Origin of the sequence: uncultured Thiocystis sp. (genome assembly GCF_903866365.1) — a bacterium.
Taxonomy (GTDB): Bacteria; Pseudomonadota; Gammaproteobacteria; order Chromatiales; family Chromatiaceae; genus Chromatium.
This window is the reverse complement of sequence record NZ_CAIPNF010000245.1, coordinates 1-16,838: the sequence shown is the minus strand read 5'-3', so window position 1 is coordinate 16,838 and position 16,838 is coordinate 1. Positions and strand designations below refer to the sequence as shown.

At 63.1% G+C, this 16,838-nt stretch carries 18 protein-coding genes and 1 tRNA gene; 8 read left to right on the top strand and 11 right to left on the bottom strand.

Annotated elements, in window-relative coordinates; translation table 11 throughout:
* Positions 1-108: 108 nt before the first annotated feature.
* Entirely contained in the window at positions 109-387 is a 279-nt protein-coding gene (locus QZY07_RS13860) for a hypothetical protein (RefSeq protein ID WP_295403742.1), read from the top strand.
* Positions 388-418: 31 nt separating this feature from the next.
* On the opposite strand, the gene QZY07_RS13855 is transcribed toward QZY07_RS13860, so the two are convergent.
* Positions 419-495: transfer RNA gene (locus QZY07_RS13855), tRNA-Arg, on the bottom strand.
* A gap of 101 nt (positions 496-596) precedes the next feature.
* Positions 597-2,603 (bottom strand): UvrD-helicase domain-containing protein, encoded by a 2,007-nt coding sequence (locus QZY07_RS13850; RefSeq protein WP_295403740.1) that lies wholly within the window; start codon positions 2,601-2,603, stop codon positions 597-599.
* Between the two features lie 179 nt (positions 2,604-2,782).
* Here QZY07_RS13850 and QZY07_RS13845 point away from each other — a divergent pair, with 179 nt between their 5' ends.
* Positions 2,783-3,082: a DUF2782 domain-containing protein gene (locus tag QZY07_RS13845; RefSeq protein WP_295403737.1), complete on the top strand. Its 300-nt coding sequence runs from the start codon at positions 2,783-2,785 to the stop codon at positions 3,080-3,082.
* A gap of 94 nt (positions 3,083-3,176) precedes the next feature.
* Here QZY07_RS13845 and QZY07_RS13840 read toward each other — a convergent pair whose 3' ends face one another.
* From QZY07_RS13840 to nifU, 5 genes are all read right to left on the bottom strand, one after another.
* Positions 3,177-3,527 (bottom strand): PilZ domain-containing protein, encoded by a 351-nt coding sequence (locus QZY07_RS13840; protein ID WP_295403735.1) that lies wholly within the window; start codon positions 3,525-3,527, stop codon positions 3,177-3,179.
* Positions 3,528-3,799: 272 nt separating this feature from the next.
* Complete coding sequence (locus tag QZY07_RS13835; protein ID WP_295403732.1) at positions 3,800-3,985, bottom strand: hypothetical protein; 186 nt, start codon at positions 3,983-3,985, stop codon at positions 3,800-3,802.
* 127 nt (positions 3,986-4,112) lie between these two features.
* Entirely contained in the window at positions 4,113-4,556 is a 444-nt protein-coding gene (locus QZY07_RS13830; protein WP_295403730.1) for an Hsp20/alpha crystallin family protein, read from the bottom strand.
* A gap of 326 nt (positions 4,557-4,882) precedes the next feature.
* Positions 4,883-6,109 carry a cysteine desulfurase NifS gene (nifS, locus tag QZY07_RS13825; RefSeq protein WP_295403727.1) on the bottom strand — a complete coding sequence of 409 codons (1,227 nt, stop codon included), beginning with the start codon at positions 6,107-6,109 and terminating at the stop codon, positions 4,883-4,885.
* 265 nt (positions 6,110-6,374) lie between these two features.
* Entirely contained in the window at positions 6,375-7,247 is an 873-nt protein-coding gene (gene nifU, locus QZY07_RS13820) for a Fe-S cluster assembly protein NifU (protein ID WP_295403724.1), read from the bottom strand.
* Between the two features lie 233 nt (positions 7,248-7,480).
* Here nifU and QZY07_RS13815 point away from each other — a divergent pair, with 233 nt between their 5' ends.
* Positions 7,481-7,849 (top strand): nitrogen fixation protein NifZ, encoded by a 369-nt coding sequence (locus tag QZY07_RS13815; protein WP_363184231.1) that lies wholly within the window; start codon positions 7,481-7,483, stop codon positions 7,847-7,849.
* On the opposite strand, the gene QZY07_RS13810 is transcribed toward QZY07_RS13815, so the two are convergent.
* On the bottom strand, positions 7,749-8,603 hold the full coding sequence (locus QZY07_RS13810; protein WP_295403721.1) for an SDR family oxidoreductase: 855 nt from the start codon (positions 8,601-8,603) through the stop codon (positions 7,749-7,751). The two genes, QZY07_RS13815 and QZY07_RS13810, sit on opposite strands and share 101 nt — an antisense overlap.
* A 103-nt stretch (positions 8,604-8,706) precedes the next feature.
* Here QZY07_RS13810 and QZY07_RS13805 point away from each other — a divergent pair, with 103 nt between their 5' ends.
* The 3 genes from QZY07_RS13805 (at position 8,707) to nudB (ending at position 11,474) form a co-directional block, all read left to right on the top strand.
* On the top strand, positions 8,707-9,057 hold the full coding sequence (locus QZY07_RS13805; RefSeq protein WP_295403719.1) for a zinc ribbon domain-containing protein: 351 nt from the start codon (positions 8,707-8,709) through the stop codon (positions 9,055-9,057).
* A 147-nt stretch (positions 9,058-9,204) separates the two neighbouring features.
* Complete coding sequence (aspS, locus tag QZY07_RS13800) at positions 9,205-10,983, top strand: aspartate--tRNA ligase (RefSeq protein WP_295403716.1); 1,779 nt, start codon at positions 9,205-9,207, stop codon at positions 10,981-10,983.
* A gap of 44 nt (positions 10,984-11,027) precedes the next feature.
* On the top strand, positions 11,028-11,474 hold the full coding sequence (gene nudB / locus QZY07_RS13795; RefSeq protein WP_295403714.1) for a dihydroneopterin triphosphate diphosphatase: 447 nt from the start codon (positions 11,028-11,030) through the stop codon (positions 11,472-11,474).
* A 1-nt stretch (position 11,475) separates the two neighbouring features.
* Here nudB and QZY07_RS13790 read toward each other — a convergent pair whose 3' ends face one another.
* Complete coding sequence (locus tag QZY07_RS13790) at positions 11,476-12,123, bottom strand: gamma-butyrobetaine hydroxylase-like domain-containing protein (protein ID WP_295403711.1); 648 nt, start codon at positions 12,121-12,123, stop codon at positions 11,476-11,478.
* Positions 12,124-12,355: 232 nt separating this feature from the next.
* Here QZY07_RS13790 and QZY07_RS13785 point away from each other — a divergent pair, with 232 nt between their 5' ends.
* Positions 12,356-14,176, top strand: a complete 1,821-nt coding sequence (locus QZY07_RS13785) for an ABC transporter transmembrane domain-containing protein (RefSeq protein ID WP_295403709.1) — start codon at positions 12,356-12,358, stop codon at positions 14,174-14,176.
* Positions 14,177-14,265: 89 nt separating this feature from the next.
* Positions 14,266-15,183, top strand: a complete 918-nt coding sequence (locus QZY07_RS13780; RefSeq protein ID WP_295403706.1) for a sulfotransferase — start codon at positions 14,266-14,268, stop codon at positions 15,181-15,183.
* 10 nt (positions 15,184-15,193) lie between these two features.
* Here the strand turns inward: QZY07_RS13780 and phoU are convergent, their stop codons facing one another.
* Positions 15,194-15,874, bottom strand: a complete 681-nt coding sequence (gene phoU, locus QZY07_RS13775; RefSeq protein ID WP_295403703.1) for a phosphate signaling complex protein PhoU — start codon at positions 15,872-15,874, stop codon at positions 15,194-15,196.
* Between the two features lie 242 nt (positions 15,875-16,116).
* Positions 16,117-16,838: diguanylate cyclase (locus QZY07_RS13770; RefSeq protein ID WP_295403700.1), on the bottom strand; the 722-nt coding region annotated here is incomplete at its 5' end.

Below are 16,838 nucleotides of genomic sequence, written 5' to 3'. Positions count from 1 at the left end.
TCACATGCCGCTGTTTGAACAAGTCATCGCGCGCGTTTCTCCACCGCCAGCACCGCGCCGACGTCGACCGCGCCCAGTCCGGCCACCTTATTTGACGCCCGTGGCGGCATGAGGGAACTGGCCGAAGTTATGATCAAGGCCAGCAAAGACACCCTTGGGTACTCGACAAAGCGCCCGTGGATGCCAAGCGTTGACCGGATCGACTCAAGGCTTGGATACACTCCAGACAACATCCGGCTTGTGACGGTCGCGGCTAACTTGGCGATGGGCACCTGGGGAGACGAAGTGCTGTACAAAATGGCCGACGCAATTTGTCGAAACCGGCAGGCGCAGGTACAAGAAAACAGGCGACTTGTCACGCTGGGCGTCACGTTGGCCAAATTGTAAACGAAGAACGTAGCGTAAGTGTTTGATAAATTGGCGCGCCCGACAGGATTCGAACCTGTGACCCCAGCCTTCGGAGGGCTGTACTCTATCCATCTGAGCTACGGGCGCAGGCCGAGTATTATGGAGTTCGATCACGCTTTCGTCAAAGGTCATTTTGTCGATGTGACTCTGCCGTGCCGGACGTTTCGGCAAGGGGGCTGTCACAGCGTTCAGTCGGCGTTCAACAGACCTTTTAGCCGGTGGAGATGGCTCAAGCCGCGAGCCTTGCGGTTCTCCAGCGTTTCCACGCGTTCGTTGTCCCAATCCAGTTGATCCCTGGGCAGCTCGCCGAGGAAGCGGCTGGGCGCGCTCACGACCCATTCGCCATAGCGCTTGCGCCGCCGGGTGAGGGTGAAGGTGAGCGCCTGGCGGGCGCGGGTGATGCCGACATAGGCGAGTCGGCGTTCTTCCTCGATGCTGTCTTCCTCGATGCTGACGCGGTGGGGCAGGAGTTCTTCTTCCATGCCGACCAGAAAGACCTGCGGAAACTCCAGTCCTTTGGCGGCGTGCAGGGTCATGAGATGGACGCGGTCGCCGCCCTCGGTCTCTTCCAGGCGATCGAGCACGTCCATCAGCGTGAGATGACCGACCATGTCGGCGAGCGTCTTGTCCTGGAAATCGCCCTTGTGCAGTTTGCCGAGCCAGCTCAGCAGGTCGGTGACGTTCTCGTAGCGGCGATCCGCGACCGGCTGGCTGGAGGCGTTTTCGCGCAGCCAGGCCGGGTAGTCGATGGCCTCGACGAGCGCGCTCATGGCGGCGGCCGGATCGGCGGCGACGCGCTGGCCGTGGTCGGCGATCAGACGGGCGAAGGCGCCGAGCCGGTTGCGCTGACGTTCGTTCAGGTGTTCGGCGAGACCCAACTCGCCGCAGGCGGCGAGCAGTCCGATCGCGCGCGCGCGGGCATAGTCGGCGAGCTTTTCCAGGGTGGTCGGGCCGATCTCGCGCCGCGGAGTGTTGACGATGCGCAGAAAGGCGGCGTCGTCCTCCGGGTTCGCGAGCAGGCGCAGATAGGCCATGGTGTCCTTGACCTCGGCGCGGGCGAAAAAGGAGGTGCCGCCGCTGAGGAAATAGGGGATGTTGTGCTCGCGTAACGCCTTCTCGAACGGGCGCGCCTGATGGTTACCGCGGTAGAGGATGGCCAGGTCGCCGAAGGGCGTGTCCTCGGCGAATTTCAGATGCAGAATCTCGGAGGCGACCCGTTCGGCTTCGTGCGCCTCGTCCTTGCAATGCAGCACGCGCGGGCGTTCGCCGGGACCGAGTTCGCTCCAGAGCCGTTTCTCGAACACATGCGGATTGTGGGCGATCAGCGCGTTCGCCAGCCCGAGGATGCGGGCGCTGGAGCGATAGTTCTGCTCCAGCATGATGACCTTGAGGGTCGGATAGTCGTCCTTGAGCCGAGCCAGATTCTCCGGACGCGCGCCGCGCCAGGCATAGATGGACTGATCGTCGTCGCCGACCACGGTGAAGGCGCCGCGCGGGCCGGCCAGGTGACGTACCAGTTCATATTGGGCGCCGTTAGTGTCCTGATACTCGTCGACCAGCAGATAGCGGATGCGGCCCTGCCAGGTCTCCAGCAGATCGGGCTGGGTTTTGAAGAGTCGCGCCGGACCCAGGATGAGATCGTCGAAATCCACCGCGTTATAGGCGCGCAGACTGCGTTCGTAGCCGGCATAGAGTGTCGCAAGCTGTGCCTCGAAGTCATCCTCGGCGCGGCTCATGGCCTGCTCGGGATCGACGAAATCGTTCTTCCAGCGCGAGATGCGCTGCTGCACGGCAGGCGGGCCGATGGCGCCGGCATTGGGCGTGCCGCGCAGGTGTTCCTTGATCAGCGATTCCGAGTCCTGGGCGTCCAGCAGCGAGAATCCGGCGCGCAGTCCGATTCGCTCGGGGTGGCGACGCAGGATGTCGAGTCCCAGGGTATGAAAGGTGGAAATGCCCAGTCCGCGTGTGTTAATGCCCTTGACCTGCTGGCTGACCCGCTCGCGCATTTCGCGCGCGGCCTTGTTGGTGAAGGTGACGGCGCGAATGTGGCGCGCCTGGAGGCCGACGTGCCCGATCAGGTGCGCGATTTTCTGGGTGATGACGCGCGTCTTGCCGGAGCCGGCGCCGGCCAGCACCAGCAGGGGGCCGGCGGTGTAACGCACGGCTTCGATTTGACGGGGGTTGAGTCCGCTCATAGAGGATCCAGCGGAGGTTCCGTGAACAAGGAGCGGATTATGCCTGACCCAGCGGGACGACGCTCGGGCGAGCAATCCGGCCGGGTTCGTATTACCATTCTCCATCTCTTTCGCCACGCAACGGTGACCCTGTGTCCAGTCGAGTTCTCACCATCCTAGTCCTGACGCTTGCGTTCGGGATGTCGCATGCACAAGAAGAAAAGGAGGCGGCGGGCGGCGGGTTCCTGCAGGCGCCGACGGTCGAGCCGTCGCCGGTGACGGGCGAGTCGGTGGAGCCCGACATCACCATTACCGAATCCGGCAGCGATGTCGTTTATGAATATCGGGTGCGGGGCATGCTGTACATGGTCCGGGTGCAGCCTCAGGTCGGCCCCCCGTATTACCTTTTCGATCACGATGGGGATGGGATCATCGACGCGCAGGAGCGCTCGGCGAGGAATGCCTCGATTCCTCAATGGGTGCTGTTTCGCTGGAATTAAACCGCGTCTTAACCGATGCCGATCCATTCCCCAACGGCAGACGCAAAATGAACAGTTACGTTTTTTTGCGCCAGATGCGGTTTAGCTCGGTGATTTAGATGAGTGCAAGCGCGCACTCCGGCAGTGCGACAAGCACCGTAGGGGGCGGAGCGGAGATCTGCTTCAGTCCGGGAGACAGCTCTGGTTGTGGTACGGCGAAGAGCACCTGAATGCCCGCGCTATCCTGATGAACGACGGTCGCCTCGATCCGTGAATCCTGTTCAAGTCCGTGGAACTCAAGGTCGATCAGGGTTCCGGTCGGCAGGGTCAGGTTGCGTACGTCCAGATAAATTCCCCGCTCGGACAAGTCACGGCCCCTCGCGCAAAAGAAGCGTCGTTTGCCGTAATGAATGTGTACTTGAAGCTCGATCAGATGGGGGTTGTGTTGGGTCGGTTCGATGGTCATCGCGGGAGGCTCCAGAAATTCGCACAATCTCATGCTTAATCTTAAGCAGCGATCTTGACCGTTCGGTGCAATCCCGATGACGGAATCGTGAAGCTTGGCGAGGTGTCGTTCGCGCCTGTCCGAACCATGGTGGACCGGCTGTATCGACCCAGGATGCCGGGTGGCGACGTATGCAGCGCGGGACGTTGGCCGTGACCGACGAGGGCAACCGCAAAGGCGCGCACGACACGAAGATGTTGTCTTCCTTGCGCACTTTGCGGTGCAACCGTCGATCAGGGTTCGATGACGGGTTCTTCGGGGTGCGACGTTAGTCGGCTCGCACCTCGAATGTCAGCCTCCAGGGTGATGCCCTCGGCATCCTCGAAGACATTGACGGCGGGCCGAAGCGGATAGACACCCTCGCGACTTCTCTGGGTTTGAGACGGCTCGCGGGGCGTGATTTCGGTTTGATCGTTCATCGCAATCCTCCGGTTGAAACCTCACCCTTCAGGGGGATCATGCGCATGGGAGATGTGCAACCTCTTCCGTGCAGTGTCGCCCGGCTTGACCGGGCGCGGATTGAAACAGGGTTCGCAGGCATCCCAATCATTTCACTTCGATCTGGCGGGGCTGGGAAGCCTCGCGCCGCTGAATCGAGACATGGAGGACTCCCTCGGCATAGCGTGCAGCCGTCTGGTCGGGATCCACATCCTCCGGCAAGGTGATCACGCGCCGGAAGGAACCGGAAAAGCGTTCCTGCCGGTACTGCTCCGCCTGTTCGGGAGCGGTGACCTTCCGCTCGCCGGCGACGGTGAGCAGATTTTGCTGAAGAGAAATCTCCAGGGTTTTTGGATCGATGCCGGCGGCGAAGAGATAGACGTCGACGCTTTTTGGCGTCGCGTCGATGTTAATGGGTGGGTAGGCGCCGCGAGCGACGGAACGGATCGCCGCAGGCCATGCGCACGGGGTAAACATCTCGTCGATTTCCCGTTGCATGCGTCTGAGATCGTCGAATAGACCGCCTTCAAAGTTCGTCAGGCTGCCAAACATCTCGGTACCTCCACAATATCGAGTGAGTGGGCGGATGCCCGTCGTCATTGGATGAGCGTTCTCCATCTCCAGGCCGAGTTGGTCATCGCGGAACCAAGCCTCTGCCTGACCATGAGAATAGACCCTCTCGGGAAACCGGCAAGGGAGGATCTTTTGGCGCCGTCTCTCATGCGGCGGTCGCGCATGGAACCGAGGCGCGGTCCATGCGCTGGGGGCGATTCGGCTACGCTCCGTGCAGTCGACAGATGCGTGCGGTTCGCTGGGAGAGCGATCGCTCGAAGGGCGGGAACTTGCGGCTTTCTCGGCTATCGTTTGCCGGCGTCCTCTCAGGCATAGGCCGGCGCAAAGGCTTTCTCTGGATCTTCCACGGGGCCGGTCTCCCCCCAATACGGCGAGAGTTTGCGCAGTTGCGCGACAATCGGCGGGATCGCCGCGATGACCCGCTCGACCTCGTCCATCCGGTTATAGCGCGAGAGCGAGAAGCGGGTGGTGCCGTGGGCGGCGGTGAAGGGAATGCCCATGGCGCGCATCACATGCGAGGGCTCCAGCGAGCCGGAGGTACAGGCCGAGCCGCTCGATGCCGCGATGCCGAGCTTGTTCAGCAACAGCAGAATGGCCTCGCCCTCGATGTACTCGAAGGCGATATTGCTGGTGTTCGGCAGGCGGTTGGTCGGATCGCCGGTGACGAAACAGTTGGGCACGGCGGCGAGGATTCCCTGCTCCAGCCGATCGCGCAGGGCGCGCACCAGGGTCTTTTCGGACTCCATGTGTTCCAGCGCCATCGCGCACGCCTTGCCGAGTCCGACGATGGCCGCGCTGTTCTCGGTGCCGGCGCGCCGTCCGCGTTCCTGATGACCGCCGCGCAAGAGCGGGCGGAAACGGGTGTTGCGGCGCAGATAGAGGACGCCGATGCCCTTGGGCGCGTGCAGCTTGTGCCCGGATAGCGAGAGCATGTCGATGGCGGTGTCCTTGAGATCGATCGGCAGCTTGCCGACCGCCTGCACCGCGTCGGTGTGGAAGAGCACGCCGGCGGACTTGGCCAGCTCGGCCATCTCCTGCACCGGGAAGAGGGTGCCGGATTCGTTGTTGGCCCACATCACCGAGACGATCGCGACCCGGTCGGAGAGCAGATCCATGTAGGTCTGCATATCCAGCCGGCCCTTGCCGTCTACCTTCAGGTAGTGGACCTTGTAGCCGTCCTTCTCCAGATGTTCACAGACGGAGAGGATCGCCGGATGCTCCACGACGGTGGTGATGATTTCCTTGCGTTCCGGTTGCGCCTTGAGCGCGGACAGAATGGCGGTGGAGTCGGATTCGGTGCCGCAGGAGGTGAAGACGATCTCGGAGTCGTGCTCGGCGCCGAGCAGCGCCTGGACTTGTTGGCGGGCCTGTTTGATCGCCAATCCCACCTTGTTGCCGAATTGGTGCATCGAGGAGGGGTTGCCAAACTGTTCGGTGAAATAGGGCAACATCACCTCCACCACCTCGGGAGCGACCATGGTGGTGGCGTTGTTGTCGAAATAGATGCCTTGGATGGGTGGGGAACCGGTCATGGATTTCTCTCGCGATGGTCTGGGGCAGTCGAGATGTTGTCGACTGGCGCGGTTGGCGGCGCGACAGATCGCCGATCGCTCTGGTCGTCGGACGATGCGACCTGGCGAAAGCGAAGCCTATTCATGCATCTCGTATTCGTTGTCGTATTCGTATTCGTTGTCGACTCTCCGATGACGACAACGACAACGATCGCTGTTCAGCGTGCTTCAGAGCCCTAGCAAGCCCCCGGACATCGACAGCGTGGTGCATTCTCCGAAAATCACCTTAATGTCGCTGCGCCGCCGCTGGCAACACCCGCACGAATTCGCCCAGATCCTCGACGATGCGCTGCTGGATGCCTTCCAGCGTGGTGGAGGCCATCTGACAGCCGACGCAGGCGCCGGTCATGTTCACGTAGACGTTCTTGCCGTCGATGTCGACCAGTTCCACGTCGCCATGATCGCGCTGGAGATTGGGGCGAATGGCCTCGATGGAGCTTTCGATACAGCGGATGCGTTGCAGGTTGGTGAGTTTGCGCCGGACCGGAGCCGGCTGCGTGGCCGCGTTGGTGGGAGCGAAGGTCTTGCCGGTTTCGGCCAGCACGCGGGTCAGGATCTCTTCGATGCCTTCATGACAGGAGGAGCAGCCGCCGCCGGCCTTGGTGTAATTGGCGACATCTTCCACCGTGCTCAGTGCGTTGGCGCGGATGGTGTGCTCGATCAGCGCCGAGTCGACGGCAAAGCATTTGCAGACCAGCGCGCCTTCCTCGTGATCGTCCTTCCAGACCTCGCCGCGATAATTGGCGATGGCGGCCTGGAGCGCCTCGCGGCCCATGACCGAACAGTGCATCTTCTCCGGAGGCAGGCCGTCGAGATAGTCGGCGATGTCCTGATTGCTGACCTTCAGCGCCTCGTCGAGCGTCATCCCTTTGATGATTTCGGTCAGGGCCGAACTGGAGGCGATGGCCGATCCGCAGCCGAAGGTCTGAAAGCCCGCGTCGAGGATAACCTCGCTCACCGGATCGACCTTCAGGGTCAGGCGCAGCGCATCGCCGCAGGACAGCGAGCCGACATCGCCGGTCGCGTTGGCCTCGGCGACGGCTCCGGCGTTGCGCGGGCTAAAGAAGTGTTCCTGGACCTTTTCAGAATACTCCCACATGGGTTGTGTCTCCGGCAGCGTTGGCTTGAGCGCGCGGCGTCAGATCCGGCGCGTGGCTTGAGTCTTGCTTTTCTCGTTTGGAGAGAATTCAGCAAACGCCATGCCACGGCCTGTTGCACAGGCAGGGCGCTGATTCATTGACAATTTTCAAGGTGCCGCCGATTCGCTTGTCATTTCCGACACAAGCGAGGGCGGTCATCTGGTGACAAACCCGACAACAGGAGTCGACGATCATGATGGAATTGAGTCAACTGAACCCCGGCGACATCGTCTACGCGGCCACCGATCTTCACAATGACGGCGGCATCCCGGACCTCCCCGCAGACGCCTTGATCGCTTGCGCGGGGACGCGCGGGGTGATCGTCAACATCGGCCATCTGGAAGCGGATCCGAACCGGGAGCTGTTCCTGGTGCGCTTCGAGGGCGCGGATCTGGTGCTGGGGCCGCCCACGGGTTGCTGGGCGGAGGAGCTTGGCGCCCAGCCATCAGCGGAGCCGTCAGCTATCCTTCCCCACCGCGCGACACCCGCGTCAGAATCCAGTCCAGCGCGCGCGTTGGCAGAATTCGTTTCAACGTCCCGAACAGATGCGTCGGAAGGGTGACATAATAGCGGGCTCGCGGACGCGGACTCTCCAGGGCGTGAACGAGCTTTTTCAGCACCGCGTCCGGCGGCAGCGTGAAGGGCTGCGCGGGTCCGGCCTTGGTCAGGCGCGCCTCGGCTCGACGGTAGGACTCGCGGTGCGGGCTGCGTTCGCGGTCGATGTTGGACAGAAAGGCGCGGTGCGCATTGTCGCGAAAGCGGCTGAGGATCGGACCGGGCTCGATCAGCGAGACGCGGATGCCGGTGCCGCGCAATTCCAGCCGCAGGGTATCGCTCAACCCCTCCAGCGCGTATTTGCTCGCGACATAGGCGCCGCGATAGGGCAGGGGCAGGAAGCCCAGGATCGAACTGTTCTGGACGATGCGTCCATGACCCTGACGGCGCATGATCGGGATGACGCGGCAGGTCAGGTCATGCCAGCCCAGCAGGTTGGTTTCCAGTTGGGCGCGCAGCACCTCGCGGCTCAGATCCTCTACCGCGCCCGGTTGTCCGTAGGCGCCGTTATTGAAGAGCGCATCCAGCCGACCGCCGGTCAGCTCCAGGGTTTGTTCGACGCCCGCGCGGATACTGGCCGAATCGTCCAGATCCAGCCGGATCGCGGTCAGACCCTCGCGCGCCAGCCGGGCGACATCCTCGGGGCGACGCGCGGAGGCGATGACACGCCAACCGCGCTCGCTAAGCCCACGGGCGCAATGCTGGCCGATGCCGCTGGAGCAGCCAGTGATGAGAATGGAGCGGAGGTCGGTCGAGTGCATTGATTGTCCGTCTGGGATCCCGAAAAAGCGCTGGGCGGGCATTAACGCCAATCCCGAGATCGTCCGCAACCTGATTCGATAAAACTTTAGCGAGAAGACAAGCATGCCGATTTATGAATACCGTTGCGAACGTTGTGGACACGAGTTGGAAAAGATCCAAAAAATCAGCGATCCGGCTCTGACGGACTGTCCCGCCTGCGGTCAGCCCACCCTGAAAAAGCAGATCTCCGCCGCCGGCTTCCGGCTCAAGGGCAGCGGCTGGTACGAAACCGATTTCAAGAAGGATAAACAGAAGAACCTGCACGACAGCGGCGAGAAAAAAGAGTCGAAATCGGCGGATGCGGGCGGATCAAGCTCTACCGGCGGTTCCGACAAGAGCTCAAGCTCAACCGGCGCTTCCGACAAGGCGGCGACACCGGAGGCCAAGCCAGCGGACAGCAAATCGGCCGCCTGACCCCAACCTGGGACCGCCGAGTTGCACTCGGACCCCGCTTGCGCCAAACACCTGCAACCAGTATCTTTCCGAGCTTTTTCATGGCGGGTTCGGTCCAAATTCAGGACATAAGAATTCGCCCACCGCGAACAACAGGGCAAGAGAGCGATGCGCACGCATTACTGTGGAGAGTTGAACGACAGTCACGACGGGCAGGAGGTCGTTCTCTGCGGCTGGGTCCAGCGGCGGCGTGACCACGGCGGCGTGATCTTCGTCGATCTGCGCGACCGCGAGGGGTTGGTGCAGGTGGTGTTCGACCCGGATCGCGCCGAGGTGTTCGGTCGCGCCGAACAGGTGCGCAGCGAATACGTGCTCAGGATCACGGGCCGGGTCCGTCCGCGTCCGGCGGGCACTGTCAACGCGGACCTGCCGACCGGCGCCATCGAGATTCTGGGGCTGGATCTGGAGGTGCTGAACGCCTCCGAAACTCCGCCGATCCAGCTCGATACGCATGCCGCCGATGCCTCCGAGGAACTGCGCCTGCGCTACCGCTATCTGGATCTGCGCCGCCCGGAGATGCAGTCGCGTCTGCGCACGCGCGCTCAGGTGACCCGGATGCTACGCGGCTTTCTGGACCGCCACGGGTTTCTGGACATCGAGACACCCATCCTCACCAAGTCCACGCCCGAGGGCGCGCGGGATTATCTGGTCCCCAGCCGCACCCATCCGGGCGAATTTTTCGCGCTCCCCCAGTCGCCGCAGTTGTTCAAGCAATTGCTGATGATGTCGGGGATGGACCGCTATTATCAGGTCGCCCGCTGCTTCCGCGACGAGGACCTGCGCGCCGACCGTCAGCCCGAATTCACCCAGCTCGATATCGAAGTCTCTTTCATGACCGAGGACGCGCTGATGGTCCTGATGGAGACGATGATCCGCGAGCTGTTCCGCGAGGTCAGCGGCGTCGAGCTTCCGGATCCCTTTCCGCGTCTGACCTATCAGGAGGCGGTGCGCCGCTTCGGTTCGGATCGCCCCGATCTGCGGGTGCCGCTGGAATTGGTCGATGTCGCCGACCTGATGGCCGAGGTCGATTTCAAGGTCTTCGCCGGTCCCGCGCAGGATCCGCAAGGGCGCGTCGTGGCCCTGCGGCTGCCCAAGGGCGGCGAGCTGTCGCGCAAGGAGATCGACGCCTACACCCAGTTCGTCGGGATCTATGGGGCCAAGGGTCTGGCCTATATCAAGGTCAACGAGTGGACGTCGAAGGGCCGCGAGGGGTTGCAGTCGCCAATCGTCAAGAATCTGCCCGACGCCGCGCTGAACGGCATCCTGGCGCGCACCGGCGCCGAGGATGGCGATCTGATCTTCTTCGGTGCCGACAAGGCGACCGTGGTCAACGAATCCATCGGCGCGCTGCGCGTGAAGCTCGGTCAGGAGCGCGGTCTGATGGCCGAGGGCTGGCGCCCGGTCTGGGTCGTCGACTTCCCGATGTTCGAGCACGATCCCGCCAACGATCGCTGGGTGGCCCTGCATCACCCCTTCACCGCGCCGAAGGAGGATCAGCTCGACCGGCTGGAGACGGACCCCGGCGCCTGTGTGTCGCGCGCCTATGACATGGTGCTGAACGGCACCGAGATCGGCGGCGGCTCCATCCGTATCCATCGCGATACCGTCCAGCGCAGCGTCTTCAAGCTGCTGGCGATCAGCGACGAACAGGCCGAGGACCGCTTCGGCTTCCTGCTGCGGGCGCTCAAGTTCGGCTGTCCGCCGCATGGCGGCATCGCCTTTGGGCTGGATCGTCTGGTGATGCTAATGACGGGCGCGACCTCGATCCGCGATGTCATGGCCTTCCCCAAGACCCAGAGCGCCGCCTGTTTGCTGACCGATGCGCCCTCGGCGGTCGACGAGGCGCAGTTGAAGGAACTGGCGTTGCGTATCCGGCTGCGTCCCTGAGCCTGTTTCCCGGCATGATTCCAGAGGACGAGACAGCGCGCGCTATGCCCCCTGAATCCTTGAAACGTCCGCAGTCCGTGCTGGTCGTCATCTGTACCCGTGGCGGCGAGTTCCTGTTGCTGCGGCGGGTCCGTCCGGCGGCCTTCTGGCAGTCGGTGACCGGAAGCCTGGAGCCCGGCGAGTCGCCTCGGCTCGCCGCCGCGCGCGAGGTGCGCGAAGAGACCGGTCTGCGGGTGGGCGGGTCATTGATCGATCTGCGTCACTCGGCGCTGTTCCCGATCATTGCCGCCTGGCGCAAGCGGTACGCGCCCAATGTCTGCTTTAACCGCGAATACTGGTTTGCCCTGGTGCTGGAGACCCGGCGTCTCATCGAGCTGAACCCGCGCGAGCATCTCGAATACCGCTGGCTCCCTGCCGCCGCCGCCGCCCAGCTCACCGGATCCTGGACCAATCGCGACGCCATCCGCGCGCTTTCCTGCTCTCTCGGATAAGTCAGATCAGATCGGGAGTCGCCGGCGGAGTCGGAGATGTCGGTACGATCCCAACCTCGTCGCCGTCATGGAGCTTGGTGAAGGGTTCGCTGAATTGCTTGTTGACCGTCACTCGGACCCGTCCATCCTCGAACAGCACGGCCGCGCCGCGTTTGCGCGACCCGAGCCAGCGCATCAGCGAGGCGACATCCCCGACCTCCGCCGGAATCGTCAAGTCCTCCGATTCCTTTCGCAGCTTGCGGGCCAGCCAGGCGAAATAGAGCAGCCGGATGCGTTTCTCGCCCGGTTCCGGCTCGGCCCGCCGATAGCCGATCTGTTCCAGCTTTGTGAGATAGTCCGCCCAGTTGCGCTCCTTGTCCTGCCCGAGTCGGTAGAGCGTGTCCCACGAATAGATGCCGGTGTCGTGTCCGTCATCGAAGAGGATGCGCACGGCGTACTGACCTTGGGGCTCGATCTCGAGAATGTTGACGGTTTCCTTGCCCGTGACCGGCCGGTTCAGGGTCCGCACCTCGGCGGCTCGCGAAAAGACCCGGAGATATTCGCAGGGCAGCTCGAACGAGGCGCCGTCATCGAAGGCGATGGTGAGCAGACGCGACTTGGCGTGCAGATTGATCTCGGTGGGATGGCGCTGGGTGGGTTGTTCGGTCATGGGCGGAGGTCGCATGCGGTCCAGGGATTGGGCGTTGCCGGACATTATGGCCTGGATGCGCCGGACGTGACATCCGCGCGACGAATCGGCGCCGACGCCTTGGACTTTCGTTCGATTTGCCTCATGTTGCAATCTTCCGGGAACGTGAGCGCGACATCTCCCTCGTTCGGCTTCGCTCGGGACTCATCACTCAAGCCACCGCCGCCAAGTCACAGCCACCGCGAGACGATCCATGCGCCACGAACCTTCCGACTCGATCAATCGGCCCGGGACCCGCAAGCTGGGTTCGCTGATGCGCCTGATGCGCTTCACCCGGCCCTATGTCCGCCATCTGGCCGCCGCCGTGGTGGCGCTGCTGATCGCCGCCGGATCGGTGCTGGCCTTCGGGCAGGTGATCCGGGTGGTGGTGGACTCCGGATTGGGCACCGGCTCGGCGGAGGCGCTGAACCGCTCGCTGCTGCTGTTTCTGGGCGTGGTGGTGCTGACGGCGGGTTCGGTGATGGCGCGCTCCTATCTGCTCAACTGGATCGGCGAGCGGGTGGTCGCGGATATCCGCAAGGCGGTCTTCGATCGCGTGCTGGAACTGGACGTGGGCTTTTTCGAGATCACCCGCGCGGGCGAGGTGATCTCGCGACTGACCAGCGATACCGCGCTGCTGCAAGTGGTGGTGGGCTCGACGCTGGCGATGGCGCTGCGCACCTCGCTGCTGATGCTGGGCGGTCTGACAATGCTGGCGATCACCAGCCCGTGGCTGACCGGGCTGGTGCTGATCGGTCTGCCGCTGGTCATCGGTCCGGCCTGGTTCCTGGGGCGGCGGGTGCGTAAGCTCTCGCGCTCCAGTCAGGATCGCATCGCCGATGTCGGGGCCTATGTGGACGAAGTCATTCACGGCATCCGCACCGTCCAGGCGTTCTGTCACGAACCGCTCGACCGCCGGCACTATGGCGATCAGGTCGAATCTGCCTTCAAGGTCGCCCTGAGCCGCTCCTGGACCAGCGCCGTGCTGTCGGGCACCGCCACGCTCCTGACCTTCGGCGCCATCGGCGTGGTGCTGTGGATCGGCGGGCATCAGGTGCTGGCCGGCACGCTCAGCGGCGGCGAACTCTCCGCCTTTCTGTTTTATGCCGTGGTGGTCGCCGGTTCGGTCGGCTCGTTGAGCGATCTGATCGGGCAGTTGTTGCGCGGGGCCGGCGCCAGCGAGCGTCTGATGGAATTGTTGGAGATTCGCCCGGCGATCCTGCCGCCCGCGGAACCCGAGTCGCTGCCCCTGCCGCCGCGCGGACAGATCGAATTCCAGAATGTCCGCTTCGTCTATCCGGCGCGCCCCGAGACGCCGGCCCTCTCGGAGCTGACGCTGACCGTCGAGCCGGGCGAACGGCTCGCGCTGGTCGGCCCCTCGGGCGCGGGCAAGACCACGCTCTTTCAACTGCTGCTACGGTTCTATGATCCGTCGGCGGGGGTCATTCGCTTCGATGGCGTCGACATCCGCCATCTGGACCCCAAGGATCTGCGCGGGCGCATTTCGCTGGTGCCGCAGGATCCCGTCATCTTCGGGGCCGATGCCTGGGAGAACATCCGCTATGGCCTGGAATCGGCCAGCGATGCCGACGTGCGCCGCGCCGCCGAGGCCGCGCACGCGGTCGAGTTCCTGGATCGCCTGCCCAAGGGCTTCGACACCTATCTGGGCGAACGCGGGGTGCGGCTCTCGGGCGGCGAGCGTCAGCGCATCGCGATCGCGCGCACCATCCTGCGCAATCCCACGCTGCTTTTGCTGGACGAGGCGACCAGCGCGCTCGACGCCGAGAGCGAGCGCCTGGTTCAGGATGCGCTGGAGACCCTGATGCAGGGCCGCACCAGCATCGTGATCGCCCATCGGCTGGCGACCGTGCGCAATGCCGATCGGATTCTGGTGCTGGATCAGGGACGGATCGTCGCCTCCGGCCGTCACGAGGAACTCATGTCCCAGGGCGGACTCTATGCGCGGCTCGCCTCGCTGCAATTTCAGGAACCCGAGGCGACCGTCCGGCCGAAACTCATGGCCGCAGTGCGGTAAACTGCGTCTTGAGCCAAGGTTATGCCGTCATCCATGACGCACGGCGGGACGCGGCCTTGATGAGTTTGACTCACTGAAACGGGATCATCATGAAAACAGTCGATTTCTTTATTGTCGGCGCGCCAAAATGCGGCACAACCTCGATGTACGCGTATCTGAAGTCGCATCCAGAGGTCTTTTTCCCGGAACGCAAGGAGCCGCATTTTTTTGGCAGCGACCTGGAGTTCCACGATCAACCCAAACTCGCCTTTGACGAGTATCAGCAACTCTTCGCCGCCGCCCTGCCTCATCAAAAGCTGGGCGATGCGTCCGTTTTCTATTTGCTGTCCGAGAAAGCCGCCGAGGAAATCAAGGCGCATAATCCACGGGCAAAAATTGTCGTGATGCTGAGACATCCGGTGGATGTGATGTATTCCTTCCATAGTCAGCGCCAATTCAATGGCACGGAAGACATCGATGACTTTTCCGCGGCTCTGGACGCGGAGTCGGATCGTCGGCACGGCAAGCGCATGCCCAAGCGGATCGGCCTGCGGCAGGGCCTTTTTTATCGCGAGCTTGTGAATTTCGCGGATCAGCTCGACCGCTATTTCGACACCTTTGGCAGAGAGTCCGTGCATGTCATTCTGCACGAGGAGATTGTTCGGGATCTGCCGGGTTGTTATCGAAGACTCTGTCGATTTCTGGAGATCGATCCGACGCATCAGCCTGTTTTCGATGCGGTCAATACCAACAAAGTCATCCGCTTCCCCTGGCTTCGCGATGTCATGAGGACGCGTCCGGCCTTCCTGACCGCGCTTGTCAAGGCGCTGCTCCCCAGCGCGCGGTTAAGAAAGAAGTTCAGAGGGGCGGCCAAAAAGATCAATGCGCTGACACAGGCCCGACCACCTCTCGCACCCGAGTTGCGGGCTCGCTTGGTGGATGAGCTGAGTCCTTCCGTCATTAGGCTGGAGGCGCTTCTGGGACGGGATCTTTCGGCCTGGCGTCAGCATCCAGCACCGCTTGCGTGACCTCGTCCGCTCAATCCCGATCCGATCCATTCAACTCGGGCGTCTCGCCGGTGGCGATATAAATAATGCGTTCGGCGATATTGGTCGCCCGGTCGGCCACCCGCTCATAGTGGTGCGCGATCCATAAGAGTTCGATTCCGGCCATCGAGTTGTGCGGATGGCCGCAGATCCAGGATGCAAGCTCCTGGATCGTTTCTCGCTCCTGGGCGTCGACCTCGTCCTCGCGCGCGACGGCGTCGCGGGCCTGCTCCGCGTCGGCACCTCGCGCATAGGCGTTCATGACATCGCTGAACATGGCCGTGGCCATCTCGCCCATGGCGGCGATGCGCTCGACCGGATCCGCCGGAAACGTTTGCCCCTCGGCCCGCAGGAGGATACGCCCCACGTCGGCGGCATGGTCGGCGATCCGTTCGAGCTCGGCGATCATTTCCAGCGAGGCCCCGATCAGGCGCAGATCGCGGCCCGCGGGCTGATGCGCGGCCAGCACCACCAATGCCTCCTGCTCCAGCGTGCGACGCGCGCGGTTGATGATGTCATCGCTCTTGATGACTTGCCCCGCGAGCGCGAGATCCTGCCCGCGCAGTGCGTCGAGCGACGCCCGCAGGGCCGTCGAGACCAAATCGCCCATCGCCAGGATGTCCTGCCGGAGTGCCTCGCGCTTTTTTTCGACCAACAGTTGCAACTCGTTCATGGCGTGTCGTCTCGTCGCGGAGGTGTGTGGTTGACCGCGCCCGTGGGGCGGTCTGCCGAGACGCCAACTGTACCGGCAAGGTTTGACGATTTTGTGACAGCCGAGTTTGGTTGCTGTCCTGCGTCCCTGGGGGGCGGCTCAACACCGATCGGTTTTGTGTAGTCAGGGCTTCCAGCCCTGGAAAATCAGGCCAGGATGGCCTGATGACGCAGGTTTCAGTCAATGGTTTGGACAGGTTTGAGTCAACTGATGGGTGGCGCGGAAAGCTGGAGGGATGTTTCCGGGAGCGTGAGGGCGGATCCGCGCGAATCCGGGTCATGACGAAAGACCAGACCGGAACGGCTCGCCTTGGCCTGATGTTTCATCGCGGCGATGATCCGGCTCAGGCTGTCGACATTGCCGAAATCCTCGCCGGGACGGATCTCGACCACGGCCGCGCTGCAGCGCATCAAGGGCATGTCGCGCTCCTCGCCGAAGCGGTCGCGGGCACGCAGGTGTCCGCGGTGGCGATCCTCGGGGTCATAGAGACTTTGGACGTCGGCGCTGAATGTCCCGAGCAGTTCGCGTATCTGGTCGATGACCTGGTGGGTCGGGGCGTTCTGAGTTCCGGCAAAGAAGTCGTCGCCGCCGATGTGTCCGATAAACCAGGCACCGGCGCCCAGGTGTTTCTGAAGTAGCTCCGCGAACATCAGGATGGCGCGGTCGCCCAGGCGAAAACCGTAGTGGTCGTTGAATGCCTTGAAGTTGTCGAAATCGAAATAGACCAGATGCCAGGTGCTGTCGCGCTCGTCGAGGATGCGCGAGACGTATTCGTGGATGGGGATGTTGCCGGGGAGCTTGGACAGTGGGTTCTGATCGCGCGCCGCGGCGAGATTTTTCTGTTCGACGAGTTGCAGCAGCGAGGTGGCCGAGATGAATCCCAGATAGCGGTCATCCTGCGTGACGATCAGGCCGGCCGGATTGA